The sequence below is a fragment of the Pseudomonas sp. E1MeOHC2 genome (assembly GCF_058745025.1).
On sequence record NZ_CP196675.1, the window covers coordinates 4,862,749 to 4,883,547 of the forward strand.

Genomic DNA, 20,799 nt, shown 5'->3' on the forward strand with positions numbered 1-20,799 from the left:
ATGGATGCCTTCGACAGCCGCCGCGCCGATGAACTTGCCACGTTGCTGGCCTTGCACGAACAGGGGTCGTTCGCGGCTGCCGGACGGCAGTTGGAGCGCCATCCCACGGTGCTGTCCAAGCGCCTGAGTGCATTGGAGGCACGCCTTGGCATCCGTCTGGTGGAGCGCAGCACGCGGCAGCTGCGCTTCACTGATGAGGGCGAGCGCCTGGTGGCGCGTGTTCGCGAGGCCAGCCGGCTGATTGCCGAAGCCGAACAGGAGGCCACTGAAGGTGCGGTAACCGTAAGAGGGCGCCTGCGCCTGGCCTTGCCGGCCGCCATGGGGCGGCGTTGGTTGAGTGGCATGCTGGCGGATTTCGTGCTGGCTTATCCGCAGGTGACGGTAGAGGCCGAGTATGCCGACCGCTTCGTTGACCTGATCGGCGAAGGCTTCGATGCGGCCATCCGCATCGGCGAGCTGGCCGACAACCGCCTGGTGGCCAAAAGGCTGTGCGACCACCTGCGTATTCTTTGTGCATCGCCCGACTACCTCGCCCGGCACGGCACGCCGCTACAGCCCGAGCAGCTGGCCGGGCACAACTGCCTGGGTTTCAGTGGTTTGCGATCGTTTCCCGAATGGCGCCTGACCCGGCAAGCGCAGCAAGTCAGCGTCAAGGTCGGTGGTTCGTTGCGTAGTAATGACAATGAAGCCTTGCTCGAAGCTGCCCGTCGGGGCGTTGGCATCCTTGCGGGGGGCGACTGGCTGATGGGCGACGACCTGGCCAGTGGACGCCTGGTGCGCGTGCTGCCGCAATGGCAGCTCGATGTGGCGGCGGGGATCTACCTGGTACGCCCGACAGCACGGCTGAACACGGCTGCAATGGGGGTTTTCAGGGCGTGGGTGGATGAGCGATTCAGTACGGGAGCGCCCTGGCGGCACCAGGGCGAGCGTATTTAGGATTGGCTTTAATATCTACCTGCAAATTATTGAAAAACAACGATAAAAATTAATTTTAGTTCATTGATTTACTGCTAATGTTTAGTGATAGATATGTCGTTTAACATTTTGATAAATATAGATTTATCGTCTGGCAACGGCATGCTGCACGCATTGCTCATAGTAGGTCTGCTTGATCGCGGCTGGCTTCAATCGCGAACGGCTGTTGTAGGTCTGCTCGGTAATGCCAAAAGCGGTCATGCGCATCCACGGTTTGGCGAACCTGCGCGTCTGTAGCTTGTTGCGCGTGGCATACAGGGTCACACCGGATAGCTTGGCCTGCTGAGCCTCTGCAGCGATTTGCGCGCCCCAGCCGCAGGTATGGCGATCGTTCTGGCTCAGCGCCTTGGCTTGGGCGCTGAAGGCGGCCGTGGCCAGCAGGCAGCCGGCCATCGTTGCTAGAAGTACTCGCATGTTGCTGTCCTAAGCATCTGAAGGAGAAGGGAGTTTGCCTTCGCTTCAAGCCGCTGGGGGCCAGCAATTTGCCGTCAGACCGTGGCCATGCGCAGCGGCCTTGTGGCGGGAGCGCGCAAGCTGGCCCAGGCCAGGGCCGCCACCCAGATCACCGACACGCCGTAGTTCAGGCGCTGGTACAGGCCGAACAGATGGCCACTTTGAGCGGCCTGCCCCATCAACGCGACCGTCACGATCGCCAGCACCACACACACCAGGGAGAACAGCGCCAACGTCCGCGAGTCGGCAACCCGGTTGCCCAGCCACGCCCACAAGGCAGTGGCCAGGGTCAACGAAAGAAACATCAGCAGGCCCGAGAGGTTGTGCAACTGCTGGGAAAACGAGGGTTCTACAGGTGCACAGCCCTGGTCGCAGGGGAACCAGCCAGTGCCCAGGCTGCCCAGGCCATGCAGCAGCACCAGCGCGGCGCTGGCCCGTGCCAGGGCAGACCCCTGCCAGCGACGGGCCAAGCCCCAGGCAAACAGGGCGAACAGCGCGGCCAAGGGGAAGTTGTTGACCCATGGCGACCAGCGCCCGGTCGGTGCACCCACGGCGCCGAGTTGGCTCATGGCCTGTTGCAGGTGGTTAAAGCCTGGGTAGGCCTGGCCAGTCAGCCAGACGCCGGCCAACAGCCAGACGGGGATCAGCAGGCCACAGGCCAGCAGAAGACGGTCGAGGGGTTTCATGCTGCCGTTTCCTTCCATGGATAAGTAAGCGCAAAGGCGCACAGTACAGCCTTGCACAGGGCGTAGGCCAGCGCGTGAGCGACGTTTTTTGCGGAGTGAGTGGCGCAGACACAACGTGAAATACCGCATTGGGTGTATGTGATCGTACAACTGCTTGCGCTATCATGGGCGCTGTCTTTCAAGGTGAAATACAGGGCATGACAGAGCAGCAGGTACAGGCAAGGACCCGGCGCAAGCCGCGCAGTCTGGCCCAAGAGTTGGTCACGGTGCTGACCGAGCGCATTCGCAGCGGCCAGCTCAAGCGCGGCGACAAGCTGCCGACCGAATCACAGATCATGGCCGAAGAGGGCGTCAGCCGCACGGTGGTGCGTGAGGCCATCTCGCGGCTGCAGGCTGCAGGCCAGGTCGAGACCCGGCATGGCATCGGCACGTTCGTGCTGGATGCGCCGGCCACGGGCGGTTTCCGTATCGACCCGGCGACCGTGGTGACCCTGCGCGAAGTGCTGGCGGTACTGGAGTTGCGTATTGCCCTGGAAATCGAGTCGGCGGGGCTGGCGGCGCAACGGCGCAGTGACGAACAGCTGGTCGGCATGCGTGCAGCGCTGGACGAGCTCAACGAAGGCGCGGCCCATGCGACCGATGCCGTGTCGGCGGATTTCCAGTTCCACCTGCGCATCGCCCAGGCCAGCGGCAACCACTACTTTGCCGACATCATCAACCACCTGGGGACCAGCATCATCCCGCGTACCCGGCTCAATTCGGCGCGCCTGGCCCATGATGACCAGGCGCACTACATGAGCCGGTTGATGCATGAGCACGAGGCCATTTACGAAGCGATTGCCCGTCGTGACAGCGAAGGGGCGAAGATGGCCATGCGCATGCACCTGAGCAACAGCCGCGAGCGGCTGCGCCAGGCGCATGAAGAAGCCGAGGCGCAGGGGGGCTGAGGCCTCTGGCGCCTGGGCTGGCCTCTTCGCGGGTACAGACAAACGAGAAAGCCCCGCCATGTGCGGGGCTTTTTCCATTCTAAAGACGATCAGATCGCCCCTTCACTCCACTGCCCATTCACCAGGCGCCGCAGCCCCAGCGGGTTGCCATCGCGCAGCGCCTCGGGCAGCAACGCCTGCGGGTAGTTCTGGTAGCACACCGGGCGCAGGAAGCGGTCGATGGCCAAGGTGCCGACCGACGTGCCGCGCGCATCCGAGGTTGCCGGGTACGGCCCGCCGTGAACCATCGCATCGCACACCTCGACGCCAGTCGGGTAGCCGTTGACCAGAATCCGGCCGACCTTTTCTTCCAGCAGCGGCACCAGCCAGGCGAACGCTTCGAAATCCTCCGGCTCGCCGATCAGGGTTGCGGTCAGTTGGCCGCGCAGGCCGAGCAGTGCGGCGCGCAGTTGTTCGTTGTCCTGAGCTTCGACGGCCACAGTGGTCGGGCCAAATACTTCTTCTTGCAGCAGCGGGTCGGCGTCAACCAGCAGGCGGGCGTCAGCCTTGAACAGCTGGGCGCGGGCCTGGTTGCCTTCCTGTACCTGGCCGGCCAGGTGCTCGATGCCGGCATGGGCGTGCAAGTGTTCCAACCCCGCGACGTAGCTGCGCAGGCCGCCGGCGTTGAGCAGGGTTTGACCGGCCTGTTGGTCGAGGTGCTGGCCGAGGTCGGCGAGCAGCTGGTTGAAGTGCGCTGATTGCAGGCCGATGACCAGGCCAGGGTTGGTGCAGAACTGGCCGGCACCCAGGCACACCGAGCCCGCCAGTTCGCGGGCGATGGCGTCGCCACGCTTGGCCAGGGCGCCTGGCAAGATGATCACGGGGTTGATGCTGGACATCTCGGCGAACACCGGAATTGGCTGTGGGCGCTCGGCGGCCATGCGGCATAGGGCGTCGCCACCCTTGAGCGAGCCGGTAAAGCCGACCGCCTGGATCGCCGGGTGCTTGACCAGCCATTCGCCGACACCGCCACCAAAGACCATGTTGAACACGCCCTTGGGCATGCCGGTGCGCTCGGCGGCGCGCTGGATGGCACACCCGACCAGGTCGGCAGTGGCCATGTGGCCGCTGTGCGCCTTGAACACCACGGGGCAACCTGCGGCCAGGGCGGCGGCGGTGTCGCCACCGGCAGTCGAGAAGGCCAGTGGGAAGTTGCTGGCACCGAACACGGCGACCGGGCCTACGCCAATGCGCATCTGGCGCAGGTCGACGCGAGGCAGCGGTTGGCGATCCGGCAGGGCCAGGTCGATGCGTGCACCGAGGTAGTCACCGCGGCGCAGGACGTGCGCGAACAGGCGCATCTGGCCACTGGTACGCCCGCGCTCGCCTTGGATACGCGCCATAGGCAGTGCGGTTTCGCGGCAGACGATGGCGACGAAGGCGTCGTCCAGTTCATCCAGCTCGGCGGCGATGGCATCAAGGAACTCGGCGCGGCGCGCCGGGGCCAGTTGGCGGAACTCGGCGAAGGCCGCAGCGGCTGCCTGGGCCGCCTGGTCCACCTCGGTCTCGGTGGCTTGGGCAAAGCTGTAGGGCAGGGCCTCGCCAGTGGTGGCGTCCAGGCTCTGCAAGCGTCGCGAGCCAGCGGCGCTGCGCTGGCCGGCGATGAAGTTGTGGCCGAGGATCTCAGGCATGGGGTGCTCCTTTGATGAAATGAAAGGCTGAAGGACGGCACGGTACGTGTGGGAGCGGGCTTGCCCGCGAACACCGGCAAAGCCGGTGCCATGCTTTGCGTTGGCTGCTTCGCGGGCGAGCCTGCTCCCACAGCGTCCACGCCAAACCGCTACATCAGGTGATTGGCGCCGGGTTGAACAGGGTGATGTCGTTGTGCAGCCTGTGCTGTTCGGCCCAGGTCTGTTTGCGGCCGCTGGCCACGTCCAGGTAGTAGTGGAACAGCTCCCAACCCAGTTCCTCGATGCTTGCGCGGCCTGTGGCGATGCGCCCTGCATCGATGTCGATAAGGTCAGGCCAGCGCTGGGCCAGCTCGGTGCGGGTGCACACCTTGACCACCGGCGCCATGGCCAGGCCGTAGGGTGTGCCGCGGCCGGTGGTGAAGACATGCAGGTTCATGCCGGCGGCCAGTTGCAAGGTGCCGCAGACAAAGTCGCTGGCCGGGGTGGCGCAGAAGATCAGGCCTTTACGTGCAACCCGCTCGCCTGGGCCGAGCACGCCCTGAATAGCGCCGCTGCCGGACTTCACGATCGAGCCCAAGGACTTTTCGACGATGTTGGACAGGCCGCCTTTCTTGTTGCCCGGCGTGGTGTTGGCGCTGCGGTCGGCCGCACCTTGTTGCAGGTAGCGGTCGTACCAGTCCATCTCACGCACCAGCGCCTCGGCCACGTCCTGGTTCTCGGCGCGGGAGGTCAGCATGTAGATGGCGTCACGCACCTCGGTCACTTCCGAGAACAGCACGGTTGCGCCGGCGCGCACCAGCAGGTCAGAGGCATAGCCCAGCGCCGGGTTGGCGGTGATGCCGGAGAACGCATCGCTGCCGCCACACTGCATACCCAGGATCAGCTCGCTGGCGGGCACCGTTTCGCGACGGCGCTGGTCGAGCTTCTTCAAGCGGGTCTCAGCCAGGGCCATGATCTGCTCGATCATTTCGCCGAAGCCCAGGCTGGTATCCTGCAGGCGGTACAGCCACGGGTCGCTGAGGTCCACCGACGGGTCGTTGTCATGCATCACCTGGCCGGCCTGCAGTTTTTCGCAGCCCAGGCTGATGACCAGCGCTTCGCCCCCAAGGTTAGGGTTGCGCGCCAGGTTGCGCACGGTGCGGATCGGGATGTACGCATCGCGGGCGTTGATCGCCACGCCGCAGCCGTAACTGTGGGTGATGGCGACCACGTCATCGACGTTGGGGTAATGGGGCAGCAGCTCTTGGCGAATGCGCTTGACCGCATGCTCCAGCACGCCGGTCACGCATTGCACGGTGGTGGTGATGCCAAGGATGTTGCGGGTGCCGACGGTGCCGTCGGCATTGCGGTAGCCCTCGAAGGTAAAGCCGTCGAGCGGCGGCAGGGCGTCGGGGATGGCATCGCAGCGCGGCAGGCTGTCCAGCGCCGGGGCTTCAGGCATGGCCAGCTGGCTTTCCTGGACCCAGCTGCCCTGGCGCAAGTCTTCCAGGGCGTAACCGATGATCTGCCCATAGCGGCGCACGGGCTCGCCTTTGGCGATCAGCACGGTGGCGACCTTGTGGCTCTGCGGCACGCCTTCGACCAGGGTCAGGCCATCGGCGAAGCGGGCGCCTTCGCCCAGGCCGCCGTCGTTGACCACCACCACGACATTGTCGTCGTCGTGCAGGCGGACGTAGCGGGGCGAGTCGGAGTGTTCGATCAACTGCATGTTCGGGGCCCTTCTTGTGATTGCTCAGGCTTTTTACATCCGCCCGCGCTCGGCAGGTGCCGGCGCGGGCGTGTTCACTCAGTGTCGGGCGCTGGCCAGGTCGCCATTGGCGGCGACGTCGGCTTCAGCCTTTGGGGCTTCATGCAGCTCGATGCGCTTGATCGGGCCGACGATCACCAGGTAGCTGAACACCGCGACCAGGGCGTTGGCACCCACATACACCAGGGCCCATTTGAACGAGCCAGTGGCGCTGATGATGTAGCCGATGACGATGGGCGTGGTGATCGACGCGATGTTGCCGAAGGTGTTGAACAGGCCGCCCGAGAGGCCGGCGATCTGCTTGGGCGAGGTGTCGGCGACCACGGCCCAGCCCAGGGCGCCAATGCCCTTGCCGAAGAAGGCCAGGGTCATGAAGCCGACCACCATCCACTCCGCATCGACGTAGTTGCAGAAGACCATGGTGGTCGACAGCAACAGGCCGCAGACAATCGGCAGCTTGCGCGAGAAGGTCAGCGAGTTGCCACGGCGCAGCAGCCAATCCGACAGCACCCCGCCCAGCACGCCGCCGATGAAGCCGCAAATGGCCGGCAGCGAGGCGATGATGCCGGCCTTGAGGATGGTCATCCCACGCTCCTGCACCAGGTACACCGGGAACCAGGTCAGGAAGAAGTAGGTGATGGCGTTGATGCAGTACTGGCCCAGGTAAACGCCCAGCAGCATGCGGCTGGTCAGCAACTGCTTGATGTAGCCCCATTTCGGGCCGTCGCTGCCGCGTTTCTGGTCCATGTCCACCAGGCCGCCGTTTTGCTCGATGTGTTCAAGCTCGCTTTGGCTGATGCGCGGGTGCTGCTTGGGGTTGTGAATGGTCTTCATCCACACGTAGGAGAACAGGATGCCGAGGCCGCCCATCACCACGAATACGTGTTCCCAGCCGAAGCTGAACACAATCCAGCCCATGATCGGGGCGAACAGTGCGGTGGCGAAGTACTGTGCCGAGTTGAAGATGGCCGACGCCGTGCCGCGTTCTGCGGTGGGGAACCAGGCCGCGACGATACGGGCGTTGCCCGGGAACGACGGGGCTTCGGCGAAACCGACCAGAAAACGCAGGGTGAACAACGTGACCACTGCCCACGCCACCGGAAGGCCACCGACAAACCCTTGCAGCAGGGTGAACAGCGACCAGGTAAAGATGCTGAAGGCGTAGACATTCTTGGAGCCGAAACGGTCGAGCAGCCAGCCACCAGGTATCTGGCCAGCCACGTAAGCCCATCCAAAGGCGGAGAAGATATAACCGAGGGTGACGGCGTCAATGCCGAGGTCTTTCTGCAGGCTGGAGCCTGCGATTGCAATGGTGGCGCGGTCGGCATAGTTGATCGTGGTCACCAGAAACAGCATGAACAGGATCAGGTAGCGCACATGCGTCTTTTTAGTCGCTTGCATGCTGGTAATACTCCCACTAGTTATTTTTGTACGGGCTCACGCGTTGTAGCCGGAGTGGGGGCTTCCCACTCCGGGTGCGGCAGGGGCAGGCCGCAGGGGCTCGCTTATTGCGGACCCATCTTGTCCATCAGGGCTGCGAGCATTTCGTATTCTTCAGCGGTCAGGTCGGTCAGCGGCGTGCGCACTGGGCCGGCGTCGTACCCGGCGAGCTTGGCGCCGGCCTTGACGATGCTGACCGCGTAACCGGCCTTGCGGTTACGGATGTCCAGGTACGGCAGGAAGAAATCGTCGATCAGCTTGCCCACGGTGGCGTGGTCCTCGCGGGCAATCGCGTGGTAGAAGTCCATCGCGGTCTTCGGCACAAAGTTGAACACGGCGGAGGAGTAGACCGGCACGCCCAGGGCCTTGTAGGCCGCAGCATACACCTCAGCGGTCGGCAGACCACCCAGGTAGCTGAAATGATCGCCCAGACGGCGACGGATCGACACCATCAGCTCGATGTCACCCAGGCCGTCCTTGTAGCCGATCAGGTTCGGGCAGCGCTCGGCGAGCTTTTCCAGCAGGTCGGCATTCAACCGGCAGACGTTACGGTTGTAGACCACCACACCAATCTTCACCGATTTGCACACGGCCTCGACGTGGGCGGCGACGCCTTCCTGGCTGGCTTCGGTCAGGTAGTGGGGCAGCAGCAGCAGGCCCTTGGCACCCAGGCGCTCGGCTTCTTGCGCGTATTCGATGGCCTGGCGGGTCGAGCCACCGACACCGGCGAGGATCGGCACCGAGGTGGCGCAGGTATCGACAGCGGTCTTGATCACCTGGCTGTACTCGCTGGCAGCCAGGGAGAAGAACTCACCGGTCCCCCCGGCGGCGAACAGGGCGCTGGCGCCGTAGGGGGCGAGCCATTCCAGACGCTTGATGTAGCCCGCCTGGTTGAAATCACCCTGGGCGTTGAAGTCGGTGACTGGGAAAGACAGCAGGCCGTGGGAGAGGATGGATTTCAGTTCTTGTGGATTCATTGTTATGGGCATCCTGTGGCGCTTGGGTGAGGGTGTGTAGAAGCGATAGAGGTAAGTTATCGTACAACATGTACGATGACTAGTCCCTCTTTGCATTTTTTTCCCTGGCGGTGGATGGGCGGTGCGCCGGCCTCTTCGCGGGCAAGCCCGCTCCCACAGGATTTGCTGGGCCTTGGAACCCTGTGGGAGCGGGCTTGCCCCGCGAAGAGGCCGGATGAGGCTACGGCCGATCACGCATGAACCCTGACAGCCAGGTTCCTAGCAATCAGTCATCGTATCTCTAAAGGGGAAGGGAAAAAACGATCGCGGAGACAGGCACAAGCCCGCCGCCCGCATCCACGGGAAGAGTTCTGGGACCAGCAGAGGGTGACCGGGGAAGCGGGGGCGGCCTTGCGCCGCCCCGCGATCAAAGCTAACGAAGCTTTGTGTCAGGCAGCTTGATGGTGCTTGACTTGGGCCTTGCGAACCTGGGCGCGGCAAGCGTCGCCGAAGGCCTGGAAGATCTTGATCGAATCAGGGTTTTTCGCGGCTTGCCACTCCGGGTGCCACTGCACCGCGAACAGGAAGGGCGAAATGCTCGGGGCATGGATTGCCTCGACCAGGCCGTCTTCGGCGAGGGCGATTGGCTCGAGGCCTTTACCCAGGTTGCGCAGGCCTTGGCCATGCAGCGAGTTCACACGGATCTCGTCGCAGCCCAGGGTGTCGCGCAGCCAGCTGCCCGGCTTGATCTTCACGCCATGCACCTGAGCGTACTGCACCTCGACCGGGTCTTCGGGGTTTTCCCGGTGGTCGTTGAAGCCGGGCTCGGCGTACACCTTCTGGTAGATGTCGCCACCCAGGGCTACGTTGATTTCCTGCATGCCACGGCAGATGCCGAAGATCGGCAGGCCACGCTTGATGGCCGCCTTGACCAGCGGGATGTCGAACAGGTCGCGTGCCTTGTCCTGGCCTTTGCCTGGGGTTTCGTTTTCCTGGCCATACAGGGCCGGATCGATGTTGCTGCCGGCACCGGTCAGGTAGACGCCGTCGGCCATGTCCAGATAGGTCTCGAGGTCTTCGGTGCCACAGCAGGTGGGTACCAGGACCGGGACGCAATCGGCGAATTCGACCAGCGGAGTGATGTATTTGTGGGTCATGACCTGATAGTCATGGCCTTTGCGCTCTTGGCTGCCCATGGTCATCAGGACGACGGGTTTGCGCAGGGAGGGTTTCTTGTTGCCAATGTTGCTGTTGGACATATGTCACCTTGGGACAGGTTCGACCTGTCGTTGTTGTGCAGGCGCACGGCCGGGGCCTTGAGTACGACCTGAAGCCCCGAGCACTGCCGGCTCGTCAGAGGCGACGATTCCGGTCGGGACTTGTTGATAGCTTGCCAGAGCCGTTCGATATGTCAAACGACTGGTAGAGGCTTTGGAGCGGGGAATGCGCCGAATTCAGGGGGGTTAAACCGGTGCAGGCCTGTAGCGGCAAGGGTTTGGCAGGGGGTGAGGTCAATTATATTTAACGACGCAGTTGGTTCATTGCAGCGGTGCAATGAAAGGGCCTGGACTGGCCTCTTCGCGGGCAAACCCGCGAAGAAGCAGTACAGGCCAGCAAGTGCTTCAGTGCAGAATCTGCGCCAGGAACCCTTTGGCCCGCTCTGTCTTGGGCTGATTGAAGAACACCTGCGGCGGGCTGTCCTCGATGATCTGCCCGCCCTCAAGGAACAGCACCCGCTCGGCTACCTGCCGGGCAAAGCCCATTTCATGGGTGACACACAGCATCGTCATGCCCGTACCGGCCAGTTGCACCAGCACATCCAGCACCTCGGCAACCATCTCCGGGTCCAGTGCCGAGGTCGGCTCATCGAACAGCATGATGCGCGGCTTCATGCACAGGGCGCGGGCAATGGCCACGCGCTGTTGCTGGCCGCCGGAAAGCTGGCTGGGGTATTTGTGCGCCTGGCATTCGATACCGACCTTGCACAGGTACATCCGCGCCCGCTCTTCGGCGTCCTTGCGCGACAGGCCGCGCACGCTGGTGGGCGCCAGCAGGCAGTTGTCGAGCACGCTCATGTGCGGGAACAGGTTGAAGTGTTGGAACACCATACCGATCTCGCTGCGGATCTGGCTGGCCTGACGCGTGGTGGCGGCCAGGTCGGTGCCATCCACCTTGACGCTGCCTTGTTCGGCCACTTCCAGGCGGTTGATGCAGCGGATCAGGGTCGACTTGCCCGAACCGGAGGGGCCGCACAGCACGATGCGCTCGCCTTCGCGCACCTGCAGGTTGATGTCGCGCAACACATGGTACGCACCATAGTGCTTGTTCAGGCCCTCGATGCGGATCAGCACGGGGCGTGGGTCGGGTTCTGGTGCAAGGCTGGCAAGGCTCAAAGGGGCGGTCATATTGTTGTTCTCCGCAGGGTTCAGTCGAAACGGGTCGCGCTGTAGGGCGCAGGATCGGTAAAGGGGTGCTCGCCGGTCAGCAGCTCTGCCAGCAGCCGGCCACTGACCGGGCCAAGGGTGAGGCCATGGTGGGCGTGCCCGAAGTTGAACCACAGGCCTGGGTGCCGAGGGGCAGGGCCAATCACCGGGCGCATGTCCGGCAGGCACGGGCGACGGCCAAGCCAAGGGGTGTCGTCGAGGCGTTCGCCGAGCGCCGGGAACAAGCGCCGGGCCAAGGCCTCGCAGCGGCGCAGCTGGATTTCGTTGCCTGGCGCGTCGCTGGCAGCAAACTCGATGCCGGTGGTCAGGCGCACGCCTCGGGCCATGGGCGCCAGCACGTAGCCGCCTTGGGTATCGCAGACCGAGTGCTCAAGTTGCGCACCGTCACGGGTGGTGTAGTGCATGTGGTAGCCGCGCTTGATTGCCAGCGGGATCTGGTAGCCAAGGCCTTCGTAGAGGTCCGCCGACTGTGGGCCGAGGCAAGCGACCACTTCGTCTGCGGTGATGGCGCCGCGCTGGCTGTCGACCTGCCATTGCCCTTGGACCTGGCGCAGGCTGCGCGCATCGCCATGCAGGAACTGCCCGCCACGCTGGACGAACAGCGCGGCATAGCCGCGGGTGAGGCCGCCGGGGTTGTTCACGGTCTTCGGGTCGAGCCAATGAATGCCGCCGACCACGGTGCTGTCCAACTGATGCTCGCGGGCCTGCAATTGCCCGCATTCGAGAATCTCGTATTGCAGCCCGTAGCGGCTCAGGCCTTTGACCTCGTCCTTGGCCTGTTTGAACAGGGCCGGGTCGCGGAACACCTCGATCCAGCCCTTGGCCTGTACCAGCCCTTCAAGGCCGGCGGCCTCGATCAGGGCGTCATGTTCCTCGACGCAGCGCTGTACCAGCGGCAGCATGTCGGCGGCGGCACCCGCCAGGCGCCCCGGCGCCGACTGGCGCCAGTAGCGCCACAGCCAGGGTGCGGCCTTGGGCAAGTGCAACAGGCTGTAGCGCACATCTGGCTGGCGGTTCAGGCCGTAACGCAGCAGCGCACCCGCTTGCCGTGGGAAGGCATACGGGATGACGCTGGAGCGCTCGATCAGCCCGGCGTTGCCATGGCTGGTACCGCTGCCGGGTTCATCGCGGTCGATCAGAATCACCTGGCGCCCACGCGCCTGCAGGTGCAGCGCGGTGCTGACGCCGACAATGCCGGCGCCGAGGACGAGAGTCTGGCAATGCATGGAACGTATCCTTCGGTCAGTTCAGGTGGCGGCCCAGGCGGGCTTCCAGGTGTTTCAGGAGGCGCCGCACCAGCTCGACGATCACCAGGTAAAGCACGGCGGCCCACAGGTAGATCTGGAAGTCGAAACTGCGCGAGAACGCCAGTTTGGTCACGCCCATCAGGTCGTAGATGGTCACCAGCGAAGCAATGGCGCTGGCCTTGATCATCAGGATCAGTTCATTGCCCAGTGGGCCGATGGCCACCAGCAATGACTGCGGCAGGATCACCTTGAAGAAGGTGGTCGTACGGCTCAGGTTCAGCGCCCGCGCTGCCTCGTACTGCCCAGGCGCGACCGCCATCAGGCTGCCGCGGAAAATCTCGGCCTGATAGGCGGCGGTGTTCAGGGTGAATGCCAGCAACGTGCAGAACCACGCTTCGCGGAAGAACCACCACAGGCCGACGTCCTGCCAAAAACCTTTCAACGAACCGAGGCCGTAATAAAGCAGGAACAACTGGGCCAGCAGCGGCGAGCCGCGGAAGAAGTACACATACCCGGCTGAAATGCGCTGCAGCACTTGGCTGCGCGACAAGCGTGCCAGCGCCAGCAACAGGCCGAGCACGGCACCGAGGGTAAAGGAGATTGCCACCAGTTTGGCCGTCACCAGCAGGCCATCGACGAAGCGTGGGCCGTAGCGTTCCAGCAGGTCGGGGTCAAGGACTACCGCCAGCCATTGTTCGAAGTTCATGCCCGGGCTCCTTGCAGGTGACGGCTGCTACGCCGCTCGATGAAGGCAAAGACCCGGCCCGAGACCGCCGAGAACAGCAGGTAGCCCAGGCAGGCAACGCCATAGAAGAACATCGGTTCCTTGGTCACGCTGACTGCCAGATTGGTTTGGCGCATCAGATCGACCAGCGAGATGGTCGACACCAGCGAGGTGTCCTTGAGCAACGACAGCCAGTTGTTGGACAGGCCAGGCAGCGCGATGCGTGTCAGTTGTGGCAGCACCACCTTGAAGAAGCCTGTGCGTTTGCTCAGGCCCAGCGCCGTGCACGCTTCAAGCTGCCCTTTGGGCAGGGTCTTGAAGGCCGCCAGCCAGATTTCGCTGGAGAACGCGGCAAACACCAGGCTGAACGCGATCATGGCGGCGAGGAACGTGTTGATCAGGAACTCGCCTTGGTAACCCATGGCGGCCAGCACTTTCTGCGCCGCGATCTGGCAGCCGTAATAGATGATCAGCAAGGTCAGCAGTTCGGGCAGGCCGCGGAACACGGTAGAAAAGGTCGTGGCCCAGGCCCGTGGCAGGCGTTTGCGCGAACGCGCCGCAAGTGCCACGACCAAGCCCAGCGGCAGGCCGATGGGTAGGCAGGCGAGGGCCAGCGAAACGGTGACCAGGGCGCCGGCCAGCAACGCTTGGCCCCAGCCTCCGCTGGCGAAGGACAGCAAGGACAATTGATCGAGCATGACAAACCCCTAAGGTGGGCAACGGGTTCTCTTTGTAGGAGCGGCCTTGTGTCGCGAAAGGGCTGCGGAGCAGCCCCAGGGTGTATGCCGCGGCACAGATTGCAGGGGGCCGCTTTGCGGCCCTTTCGCGACGCAAGGCCGCTCCTACAGATCAGTTGTAGATATCGAAAGCGAAGTACTTGCTGGCGATCTTCTGGTAGGTACCGTTGGCAACGATCTGTTGCAGCGCGGTATTCAGGCGCTGGCGCAGCGCTTCGTCGTCCTTGCGCACGGCAATGGCCGCGTCGGCCTTGGTGTCGGCGACGTCGCCGAGGATCTTGCAGCAGTCCTGGCCGTTCTTGCTCATCCACTCGTGCAGGGGGAACTTGTCGGCGATCACACCGTCCAGGCGGCCCGCAGCCAGGTCGGCGTTGGCTTCGTCCATGGTCGGGTACAGTTTCACGTCGGCACCCGCCTTGCCGTAAACGTCTTCGGCATAGATGGCCTGGGTCGACGAGGACTGGGCGCCAACGGTGTACCCGACGAAGTTGTTCTGGGCGTCGCTGATCTTGCTGTCCTTGGCCACGGCCACGGTCAGTGGGGTGCGGTAGTAATGGTCGGTGAAGGCGATTTTCTTGCGTCGTTCCTCGGTGTCGATCATTGATGCGACCACCGCGTCATACTTGCGTGCCATCAGGGCCGGGATGATGCCCTCCCAATCCTGGGCCACCAGCGTGCACTCGACTTTCATCTGTTCGCACAAGGCGTGGGTAATGTCGATGTCGAAGCCGTGCAGCTGGTTATTGGCGTCGACATAGTTGAAGGGCGGGTAGGCGCCCTCGGTGGCGAAGCGCAGGGTTTCGGCACTGGCGGCGCCCGTCAGCAGCAGGGCACACGCACCCACCATAGCCATGGTCTTGTTCATCTCGCACCTCTTGCACTCTTGCTATTGTTGTTTTGCCGACGGCCACGAGGTGTAGCCGACGAATTCGTTATGTAGAGCGGCAGTCGCTTCCAAGCGTTTTTCAACATCCGGCCCGAGCTTCTTGCAGACCTCGTTGACCATCAGGTGCACCCACGACAGCATGGTCGCGGTGGATTCCCAGAACAGATTGAACTCGGTGGGGATGCGGAACACCTCGTCGGCGTTGGCATCGGCCCAGTCACAGAAGGTGTCGGTCACCAGGGTGACCGCAATGCCAGCCTCGCGCGCCTTCTGGCACAGCTGCAGGGCGTGGCGTGAATAGCGGCGGGCTTCGAACACCACCAGCGCGCTGTCTGCGGCGCGGCCTAGCAGCACGTCACCGAAATGCCCGGCGCTGATGTCGACCAGCTGTACGCCATCGCGCAGGTATTGCAGCAGGTGGCTCATGCACATGGCGACGCCGCGTTCGGTCTGAAAGCCGGCGACAAATACCCGCGGTTTGCTCGCCAGGCGTTGCGCCGCGCGGTGCCATGGCTCGCTCTGGCGGTACTCGTGCACACGTACCAGGGCGGCGATTTCCAGCTCCAGGCTGCCGGCGTTGTCGCGGGCATCATGGTTCTGGCGGTAGTCTTGCAAGCGGTCACCCACCAGCCATGGGCCATCGCCCAGGTCGCTCTGCAGGTCTTGCTTGAGCGCCTTGAGGTGGGCATAACCTAACGAGCGGCAGAAACGGCCGACACTGGATTCGCTGACGCCGAGCTTGGCGGCAATGCTGGCCGAGGTCTGGAAGGGCAGTTCATGCAGGTTGGCGAGCATGTAGCTGGCGATCGTGCGGCCTGAGGCGGCAGCCCCTTGCAGGCTGTTTTCCAGGCGTTGCTTGATCAGTTGGCTCATGCTGTCTCTCCGGGGGTGAGGCTTGCGATAGAAAATGAATGTTTTCTGTCATCAAGTCAATATTTGACAGATAGCTGTCACATGCAGGAAAGTTTTTGTCGTTGCAACGCTGTAGCCATTCCAATTCCAACAAGGAGCTTCAGATGTCCGCACCTTCCACCGGCACCGTCGTGCGCGTGCCTTTTACCGAGCTGCAGAACCTGTTGCAGGCGATCTTCCAGCGTCATGGCTGCAGTGCAACCGTGGCCCAGGTACTGGCCCACAACTGTGCCAGTGCCCAGCGCGATGGCGCTCACAGCCATGGCGTGTTCCGTATGCCGGGCTATGTCTCGACCCTGGCCAGTGGCTGGGTCGATGGCCAAGCCAGGCCGAAGGTCAGCGATGTGGCGGCTGGCTATGTAGGCGTCGATGCAGCGGGCGGTTTTGCTCAGCCGGCGCTGGCAGCGGCCCGTGAGCTGTTGGTGGCCAAGGCACGCAACGCTGGCATTGCTGTGCTGGCGATTCACAACTCGCACCACTTCGCGGCACTGTGGCCGGATGTAGAGCCGTTCGCCGAAGAGGGCCTGGTGGCCCTGAGCGTGGTCAACAGCATGACCTGCGTGGTGCCGCACGGTGCACGCAAACCCTTGTTCGGCACCAACCCCATTGCCTTTGCAGCGCCCTGCGCCGAACACGACCCGATCGTCTTCGACATGGCTACCAGCGCCATGGCCCATGGTGACGTGCAGATCGCCGCACGGGCCGGCCAACAGTTACCTGAGGGTATGGGCGTGGATACCGCAGGCCAGCCCACCACCGACCCCAAGGCGATCCTGGAAGGCGGCGCCTTGCTGCCGTTTGGCGGGCACAAGGGCTCGGCGTTGTCGATGATGGTGGAGCTGCTAGCGGCGGCCCTGACGGGTGGGCATTTCTCTTGGGAGTTCGATTGGTCCGGGCATCCTGGGGCCAAGACCCCCTGGACGGGGCAATTGATCATCGTAATCGACCCGAGCAAGGCCGAAGGCGAGCGGTTTGCCCAGCGCAGCCGCGAGCTGGTAGAGCAAATGCAGGCAGTGGGCTTGACGCGGATGCCAGGGGAGCGGCGTTACCGCGAGCGTGAGGTGGCCGAGGAGGAGGGCGTGGCACTGACCGAGCAGGAGTTGCAGGGCCTGAAAGCACTGCTGGGCTGAACCCGCCCGCTGCTGCAGATCGGCAGCTGTGCACGCTTGCATAGACAACCTGCACAATAGGTGATGTTCCTCCACCGCGACTCCGGGTATCCTCAGGGCAGCCATTCCGAACTGTCCTGATCCAAGGAGCTGCACGCTGTGTTCAAACATGTCGATGCCTATGCCGGCGACCCGATTCTCTCGCTGATGGAAACCTTCAAGGCCGATCCCCGTGCCGACAAGGTCAACTTGAGTATCGGTCTGTACTACGATGAAGCCGGCGTGGTGCCACAACTGGCGGCGGTGGATGCCGTCGAGAAACGCATCGCAGGCGTTGCTCACGAAGCGTCGCTGTACCTGCCGATGGAAGGCCTGGCCAGCTACCGCCAGGCCATCCAGGCGCTGCTGTTCGGTGCCGATCACCCGGCCGTGACCGGCGGGCGCGTGGCCACCGTGCAGACCGTAGGGGGTTCTGGCGCACTGAAAGTCGGTGCCGACTTCCTCAAGCGTTATTTCCCGCAGTCTGAAGTCTGGGTCAGCAACCCGACCTGGGACAACCACCGTGCCATCTTCGAAGGTGCCGGGTTCAAGGTGAACACCTACCCGTACTTCGACCCGGTCAGCCGTGGCGTCGACTTCGATGGCATGTTGGCAACCCTGCAGACCCTGCCGGCCAACAGCGTCGTGCTGCTGCACCCGTGCTGCCACAACCCGACCGGCGCCGACCTGGACCAGAACCAGTGGCAGCAGGTGGTGGAAGTGGTCAAGTCGCGTCAGCTGATCCCGTTCCTCGACATCGCCTACCAGGGCTTTGGTGAGGGCTTGGTGGAAGATGCCTACGCCATCCGCGAAATGGCCCGTGCCGGCGTACCGTGCCTGGTCAGCAACTCGTTCTCGAAAATCTTCTCGCTGTACGGCGAGCGGGTAGGGGGCCTGTCGGTGGTCTGCGACGATGACGCCACCGCGCAGAGCGTGCTCGGCCAGCTCAAGGCTACCGTACGCCGCAACTACTCCAGCCCACCCAACTTCGGTGCCCAGCTGGTCGCTGGCGTGCTGGGCGATGCGGCGCTCAATGCCCAGTGGGCGGCAGAAGTCGAAGTGATGCGTAAACGTATCCTGGACATGCGTCAGGCGTTGGTCGATGCCTTGGCCGTGCTGCTACCTGGTCAGGACTTCCAGTTCTTCCTGCGTCAGCGCGGCATGTTCAGCTACACCGGTTTCAGCGTCGAGCAGGTGCGTCGCCTGCGCGACGAGTTCGGTGTGTACCTGATCGACAGTGGTCGGGTGTGCATGTCCGGCCTGCGTCCGGCCAACCTGCAACAGGTTGCCGAGGCGTTCGCCGCCGTTCAGAAGTGATGTGACAAGGGGGCCGCTTCGCGCCCCATTCGCGGGGCAAGCCCGCTCCCACAGGCGCAGCACAGGGCCTGTGGGGGCGGGCTTGGCCCGCGAATGGGGGTGACGCGGCCCCTTGGTTTCACCAAGTTGTCATGACAAGTGCAACCGTCCCTCGGACGGGGCTTCGCAACCGCCCAATTTCAGTGCACAATCGCGCCCCTCTTTTTGGTTGGGGAGCGCGAAGCGTCTGTTTCGCCATTCCCAGCCCTGTTGCAGTCTTGCGAGTGGAGCTACACCCGGAATGAATGAGCAGGCCCCAAGCGTCGAACGGCGCTATGAAGAATCGACCCCGGCAGCCTTGGGCAGCTGGGCACGTCAAGACACCACCTGGATGCTGGGCCTGTTCGGCACCGCCATCGGCGCAGGTACTTTATTCCTGCCCATCAATGCTGGCCTCGGTGGCTTCTGGCCGCTGATCATCCTGGCCGTGCTGGCCTTCCCGATGACCTACTTCGCCCACCGCGGCCTGACCCGTTTCGTCCTCTCCGGGCGCAAGGGCGGGGACATCACCGAAGTGGTCGAGGAGCATTTCGGCATCACCGCCGGTGCACTGATCACCGTGCTGTACTTCTTCGCCATTTTTCCGATCCTGCTTATCTATAGCGTGGCGCTGACCAACACCGTCACCAGCTTCATGGAGCACCAGCTGCACATGACGCCGCCACCACGGGCGCTCCTGTCGTTCGTGCTGATCCTGGGCCTGCTGGCCATCGTGCGGTGCGGTGAACAGGCCACGGTCAAGGTCATGAGCCTGCTGGTCTACCCGTTCATCGTTGCCCTGGCGCTGCTGGGCCTGTACCTGGTGCCGCACTGGACTGGCGGTATTCTTGACAGCGCCACGCAACTGCCGTCGGGCTCGGCCTTCCTGCACACCGTGTGGCTGGCGATTCCGGTGATGGTGTTCTCGTTCAACCACTCGCCGATCATCTCGGCGTTCGCCGTCGACCAGAAGCGCCGTTACGGCGAGCATGCTGATGAGCGCAGCGGCCAGATCCTCGCCCGCGCCCACCTGCTGATGGTGGCTATGGTGCTGTTCTTCGTCTTCAGCTGCGTGCTGACCCTCAGCAGCGCTCAGCTGGCTGAAGCCAAGGCGCAGAACCTGTCGATCCTGTCGTACCTGGCCAACCACTTCAGCAACCCGACCATCGAGTTTGCTGCGCCGCTGATTGCCTTCATCGCCATCGCCAAGTCGTTCCTGGGCCACTACATTGGTGCCAGCGAAGGCTTGAAAGGCATCATTGCCAAGACTGGCGCGCGTCCGGGTGCCAAGGCTCTGGACCGGGTGGTCGCTGCACTGATGCTGGTGGTCTGCTGGATCGTCGCCACCCTCAACCCGAGCATTCTGGGCATGATCGAATCGCTGGGCGGCCCGATCATCGCCGTGCTGCTGTTCCTGATGCCGATGTATGCCATTCGCCGCGTACCTTCGATGCGCAAGTACAGCGGGGCGATGTCCAACGTGTTCGTGGTCGCGGTTGGCGTGGTTGCGCTGACGTCGGTGGTTTACGGCTTGCTGAGCTAATCAAAGCCCGGTAACAAGCAATGCCCAGGTCGCGTGTTGCGATCTGGGCATTTTTTTGTCCACAAAAATTGTCTGGCAATAGAACAATTTTAGCTTCACCCATAGGCACCCGGCCGCCTTCATGCTTAACTCAGTGTCCTTTTCAAACCCCGCATAAGGAATTCGTCCATGGCTCAAGTGACTCTCAAAGGCAACCCGGTTCAGGTCAAGGGCAACCTGCCGCAGGCCGGTGCTCAGGCCCCAGCCTTCTCGCTGGTGGGTGAAGGCCTGGCCGACAAGTCGCTGCAGGACTACGCCGGCAAGCGCAAGGTGCTGAACATCTTCCCGAGCGTCGACACCCCAACCTGCGCCACCTCGGTGCGCAAGTTCAATGCCCAGGCCAACGATGTGGCCAACACCGTGGTGCTGTGCATTTCCGCCGACCTGCCGTTCGCCCAGGCGCGCTTCTGCGGTGCCGAAGGCCTGGAGAACGTGAAGAACCTGTCGACCCTGCGTGGTGCCGAGTTCCTCGAGAACTACGGTGTTGCCATCGCCGACGGCCCGCTGGCTGGCCTGGCAGCCCGTGCAGTGGTGGTGCTGGACGAAAATGACAAGGTACTGCACAGCGAGCTGGTCGGTGAGATCGCTGAAGAGCCGAACTACGAGGCAGCGCTGGCTGTTCTGAAGTAACGGCTGGTCGGGCAGGTGAGTTCACCTGTGCCGACCCTTTCGTGGGGCAAGCCCGCTCCCACAGGTTCACTACCCGCCTGAAGCATTGTGGCGAAACCTGTGGGGGCGGGCCCCGCGAAAGGGTCGGCACTGGTCAAGGAACTCTTCTGCCCTCAACCGCTCCAAGCAACACCCTGTAACGGCCCGGAACGATTTCCGGGCCGTTTTCGTTTAAAGTTCAGCATTTTGGCAACGTCAGCCAAAGGTAAACCTCTGGTAAAGGGCCTTTGCTAAAACGATG

At 63.3% G+C, this 20,799-nt stretch carries 19 protein-coding genes; 6 read left to right on the forward strand and 13 right to left on the reverse strand.

Going from position 1 to position 20,799, the window contains the following annotated elements; genetic code table 11:
* Positions 1–936, forward strand: coding sequence for a LysR family transcriptional regulator (locus ACSSU5_RS22070; RefSeq protein WP_264313617.1), 936 nt, complete (start codon positions 1–3; stop codon positions 934–936).
* 123 nt (positions 937–1,059) lie between these two features.
* Here ACSSU5_RS22070 and ACSSU5_RS22075 read toward each other — a convergent pair whose 3' ends face one another.
* Positions 1,060–1,389, reverse strand: coding sequence for a hypothetical protein (locus ACSSU5_RS22075; RefSeq protein ID WP_264313616.1), 330 nt, complete (start codon positions 1,387–1,389; stop codon positions 1,060–1,062).
* A 74-nt stretch (positions 1,390–1,463) separates the two neighbouring features.
* Complete coding sequence (locus ACSSU5_RS22080) at positions 1,464–2,114, reverse strand: DUF998 domain-containing protein (protein WP_492559815.1); 651 nt, start codon at positions 2,112–2,114, stop codon at positions 1,464–1,466.
* 197 nt (positions 2,115–2,311) lie between these two features.
* Here ACSSU5_RS22080 and ACSSU5_RS22085 point away from each other — a divergent pair, with 197 nt between their 5' ends.
* Positions 2,312–3,061 (forward strand): FadR/GntR family transcriptional regulator, encoded by a 750-nt coding sequence (locus ACSSU5_RS22085; protein ID WP_264313615.1) that lies wholly within the window; start codon positions 2,312–2,314, stop codon positions 3,059–3,061.
* Between the two features lie 89 nt (positions 3,062–3,150).
* Here the strand turns inward: ACSSU5_RS22085 and ACSSU5_RS22090 are convergent, their stop codons facing one another.
* The 11 genes from ACSSU5_RS22090 to ACSSU5_RS22140 all read right to left on the reverse strand — a co-directional run bounded on the left by ACSSU5_RS22090 (position 3,151) and on the right by ACSSU5_RS22140 (position 15,785).
* Positions 3,151–4,731: an aldehyde dehydrogenase (NADP(+)) gene (locus ACSSU5_RS22090; RefSeq protein ID WP_492559816.1), complete on the reverse strand. Its 1,581-nt coding sequence runs from the start codon at positions 4,729–4,731 to the stop codon at positions 3,151–3,153.
* Positions 4,732–4,885: 154 nt separating this feature from the next.
* Positions 4,886–6,439: a galactarate dehydratase gene (gene garD, locus ACSSU5_RS22095; RefSeq protein ID WP_492559817.1), complete on the reverse strand. Its 1,554-nt coding sequence runs from the start codon at positions 6,437–6,439 to the stop codon at positions 4,886–4,888.
* A gap of 78 nt (positions 6,440–6,517) precedes the next feature.
* Positions 6,518–7,879, reverse strand: coding sequence for an MFS transporter (locus ACSSU5_RS22100; protein WP_492559818.1), 1,362 nt, complete (start codon positions 7,877–7,879; stop codon positions 6,518–6,520).
* Positions 7,880–7,983: 104 nt separating this feature from the next.
* Complete coding sequence (gene kdgD / locus ACSSU5_RS22105; RefSeq protein ID WP_492559819.1) at positions 7,984–8,895, reverse strand: 5-dehydro-4-deoxyglucarate dehydratase; 912 nt, start codon at positions 8,893–8,895, stop codon at positions 7,984–7,986.
* Between the two features lie 428 nt (positions 8,896–9,323).
* Positions 9,324–10,133, reverse strand: coding sequence for a gamma-glutamyl-gamma-aminobutyrate hydrolase family protein (locus ACSSU5_RS22110; protein WP_264313610.1), 810 nt, complete (start codon positions 10,131–10,133; stop codon positions 9,324–9,326).
* Positions 10,134–10,496: 363 nt separating this feature from the next.
* Positions 10,497–11,279: an amino acid ABC transporter ATP-binding protein gene (locus ACSSU5_RS22115; RefSeq protein WP_319026067.1), complete on the reverse strand. Its 783-nt coding sequence runs from the start codon at positions 11,277–11,279 to the stop codon at positions 10,497–10,499.
* A gap of 20 nt (positions 11,280–11,299) precedes the next feature.
* The gene (locus ACSSU5_RS22120) at positions 11,300–12,544 is read right to left on the reverse strand and encodes an NAD(P)/FAD-dependent oxidoreductase (protein ID WP_264313609.1); all 1,245 of its coding nucleotides are present in this window, start codon (positions 12,542–12,544) and stop codon (positions 11,300–11,302) included.
* Between the two features lie 16 nt (positions 12,545–12,560).
* Positions 12,561–13,271: an ABC transporter permease gene (locus ACSSU5_RS22125; RefSeq protein ID WP_264313608.1), complete on the reverse strand. Its 711-nt coding sequence runs from the start codon at positions 13,269–13,271 to the stop codon at positions 12,561–12,563.
* A complete protein-coding gene (locus tag ACSSU5_RS22130) occupies positions 13,268–13,987 on the reverse strand; it encodes an ABC transporter permease (RefSeq protein WP_264313607.1) in 720 nt (239 codons plus the stop codon). Before ACSSU5_RS22130 ends, ACSSU5_RS22125 begins: the two co-directional genes overlap by 4 nt.
* A gap of 151 nt (positions 13,988–14,138) precedes the next feature.
* Positions 14,139–14,891: a transporter substrate-binding domain-containing protein gene (locus ACSSU5_RS22135; RefSeq protein ID WP_492559820.1), complete on the reverse strand. Its 753-nt coding sequence runs from the start codon at positions 14,889–14,891 to the stop codon at positions 14,139–14,141.
* 21 nt (positions 14,892–14,912) lie between these two features.
* Positions 14,913–15,785 (reverse strand): MurR/RpiR family transcriptional regulator, encoded by an 873-nt coding sequence (locus ACSSU5_RS22140; RefSeq protein ID WP_264313605.1) that lies wholly within the window; start codon positions 15,783–15,785, stop codon positions 14,913–14,915.
* Positions 15,786–15,928: 143 nt separating this feature from the next.
* On the opposite strand from ACSSU5_RS22140, the gene ACSSU5_RS22145 reads away from it, so the two are divergent.
* The 4 genes from ACSSU5_RS22145 (at position 15,929) to tpx (ending at position 20,519) form a co-directional block, all read left to right on the forward strand.
* Positions 15,929–16,954 (forward strand): Ldh family oxidoreductase, encoded by a 1,026-nt coding sequence (locus ACSSU5_RS22145; protein ID WP_492559821.1) that lies wholly within the window; start codon positions 15,929–15,931, stop codon positions 16,952–16,954.
* 138 nt (positions 16,955–17,092) lie between these two features.
* A complete protein-coding gene (locus ACSSU5_RS22150; protein ID WP_492559822.1) occupies positions 17,093–18,289 on the forward strand; it encodes an amino acid aminotransferase in 1,197 nt (398 codons plus the stop codon).
* A 280-nt stretch (positions 18,290–18,569) separates the two neighbouring features.
* Positions 18,570–19,850 (forward strand): serine/threonine transporter, encoded by a 1,281-nt coding sequence (locus ACSSU5_RS22155; protein ID WP_264313602.1) that lies wholly within the window; start codon positions 18,570–18,572, stop codon positions 19,848–19,850.
* Positions 19,851–20,018: 168 nt separating this feature from the next.
* Positions 20,019–20,519: a thiol peroxidase gene (tpx, locus tag ACSSU5_RS22160; protein WP_264313601.1), complete on the forward strand. Its 501-nt coding sequence runs from the start codon at positions 20,019–20,021 to the stop codon at positions 20,517–20,519.
* The last annotated feature ends 280 nt before the right edge of the window (positions 20,520–20,799 follow it).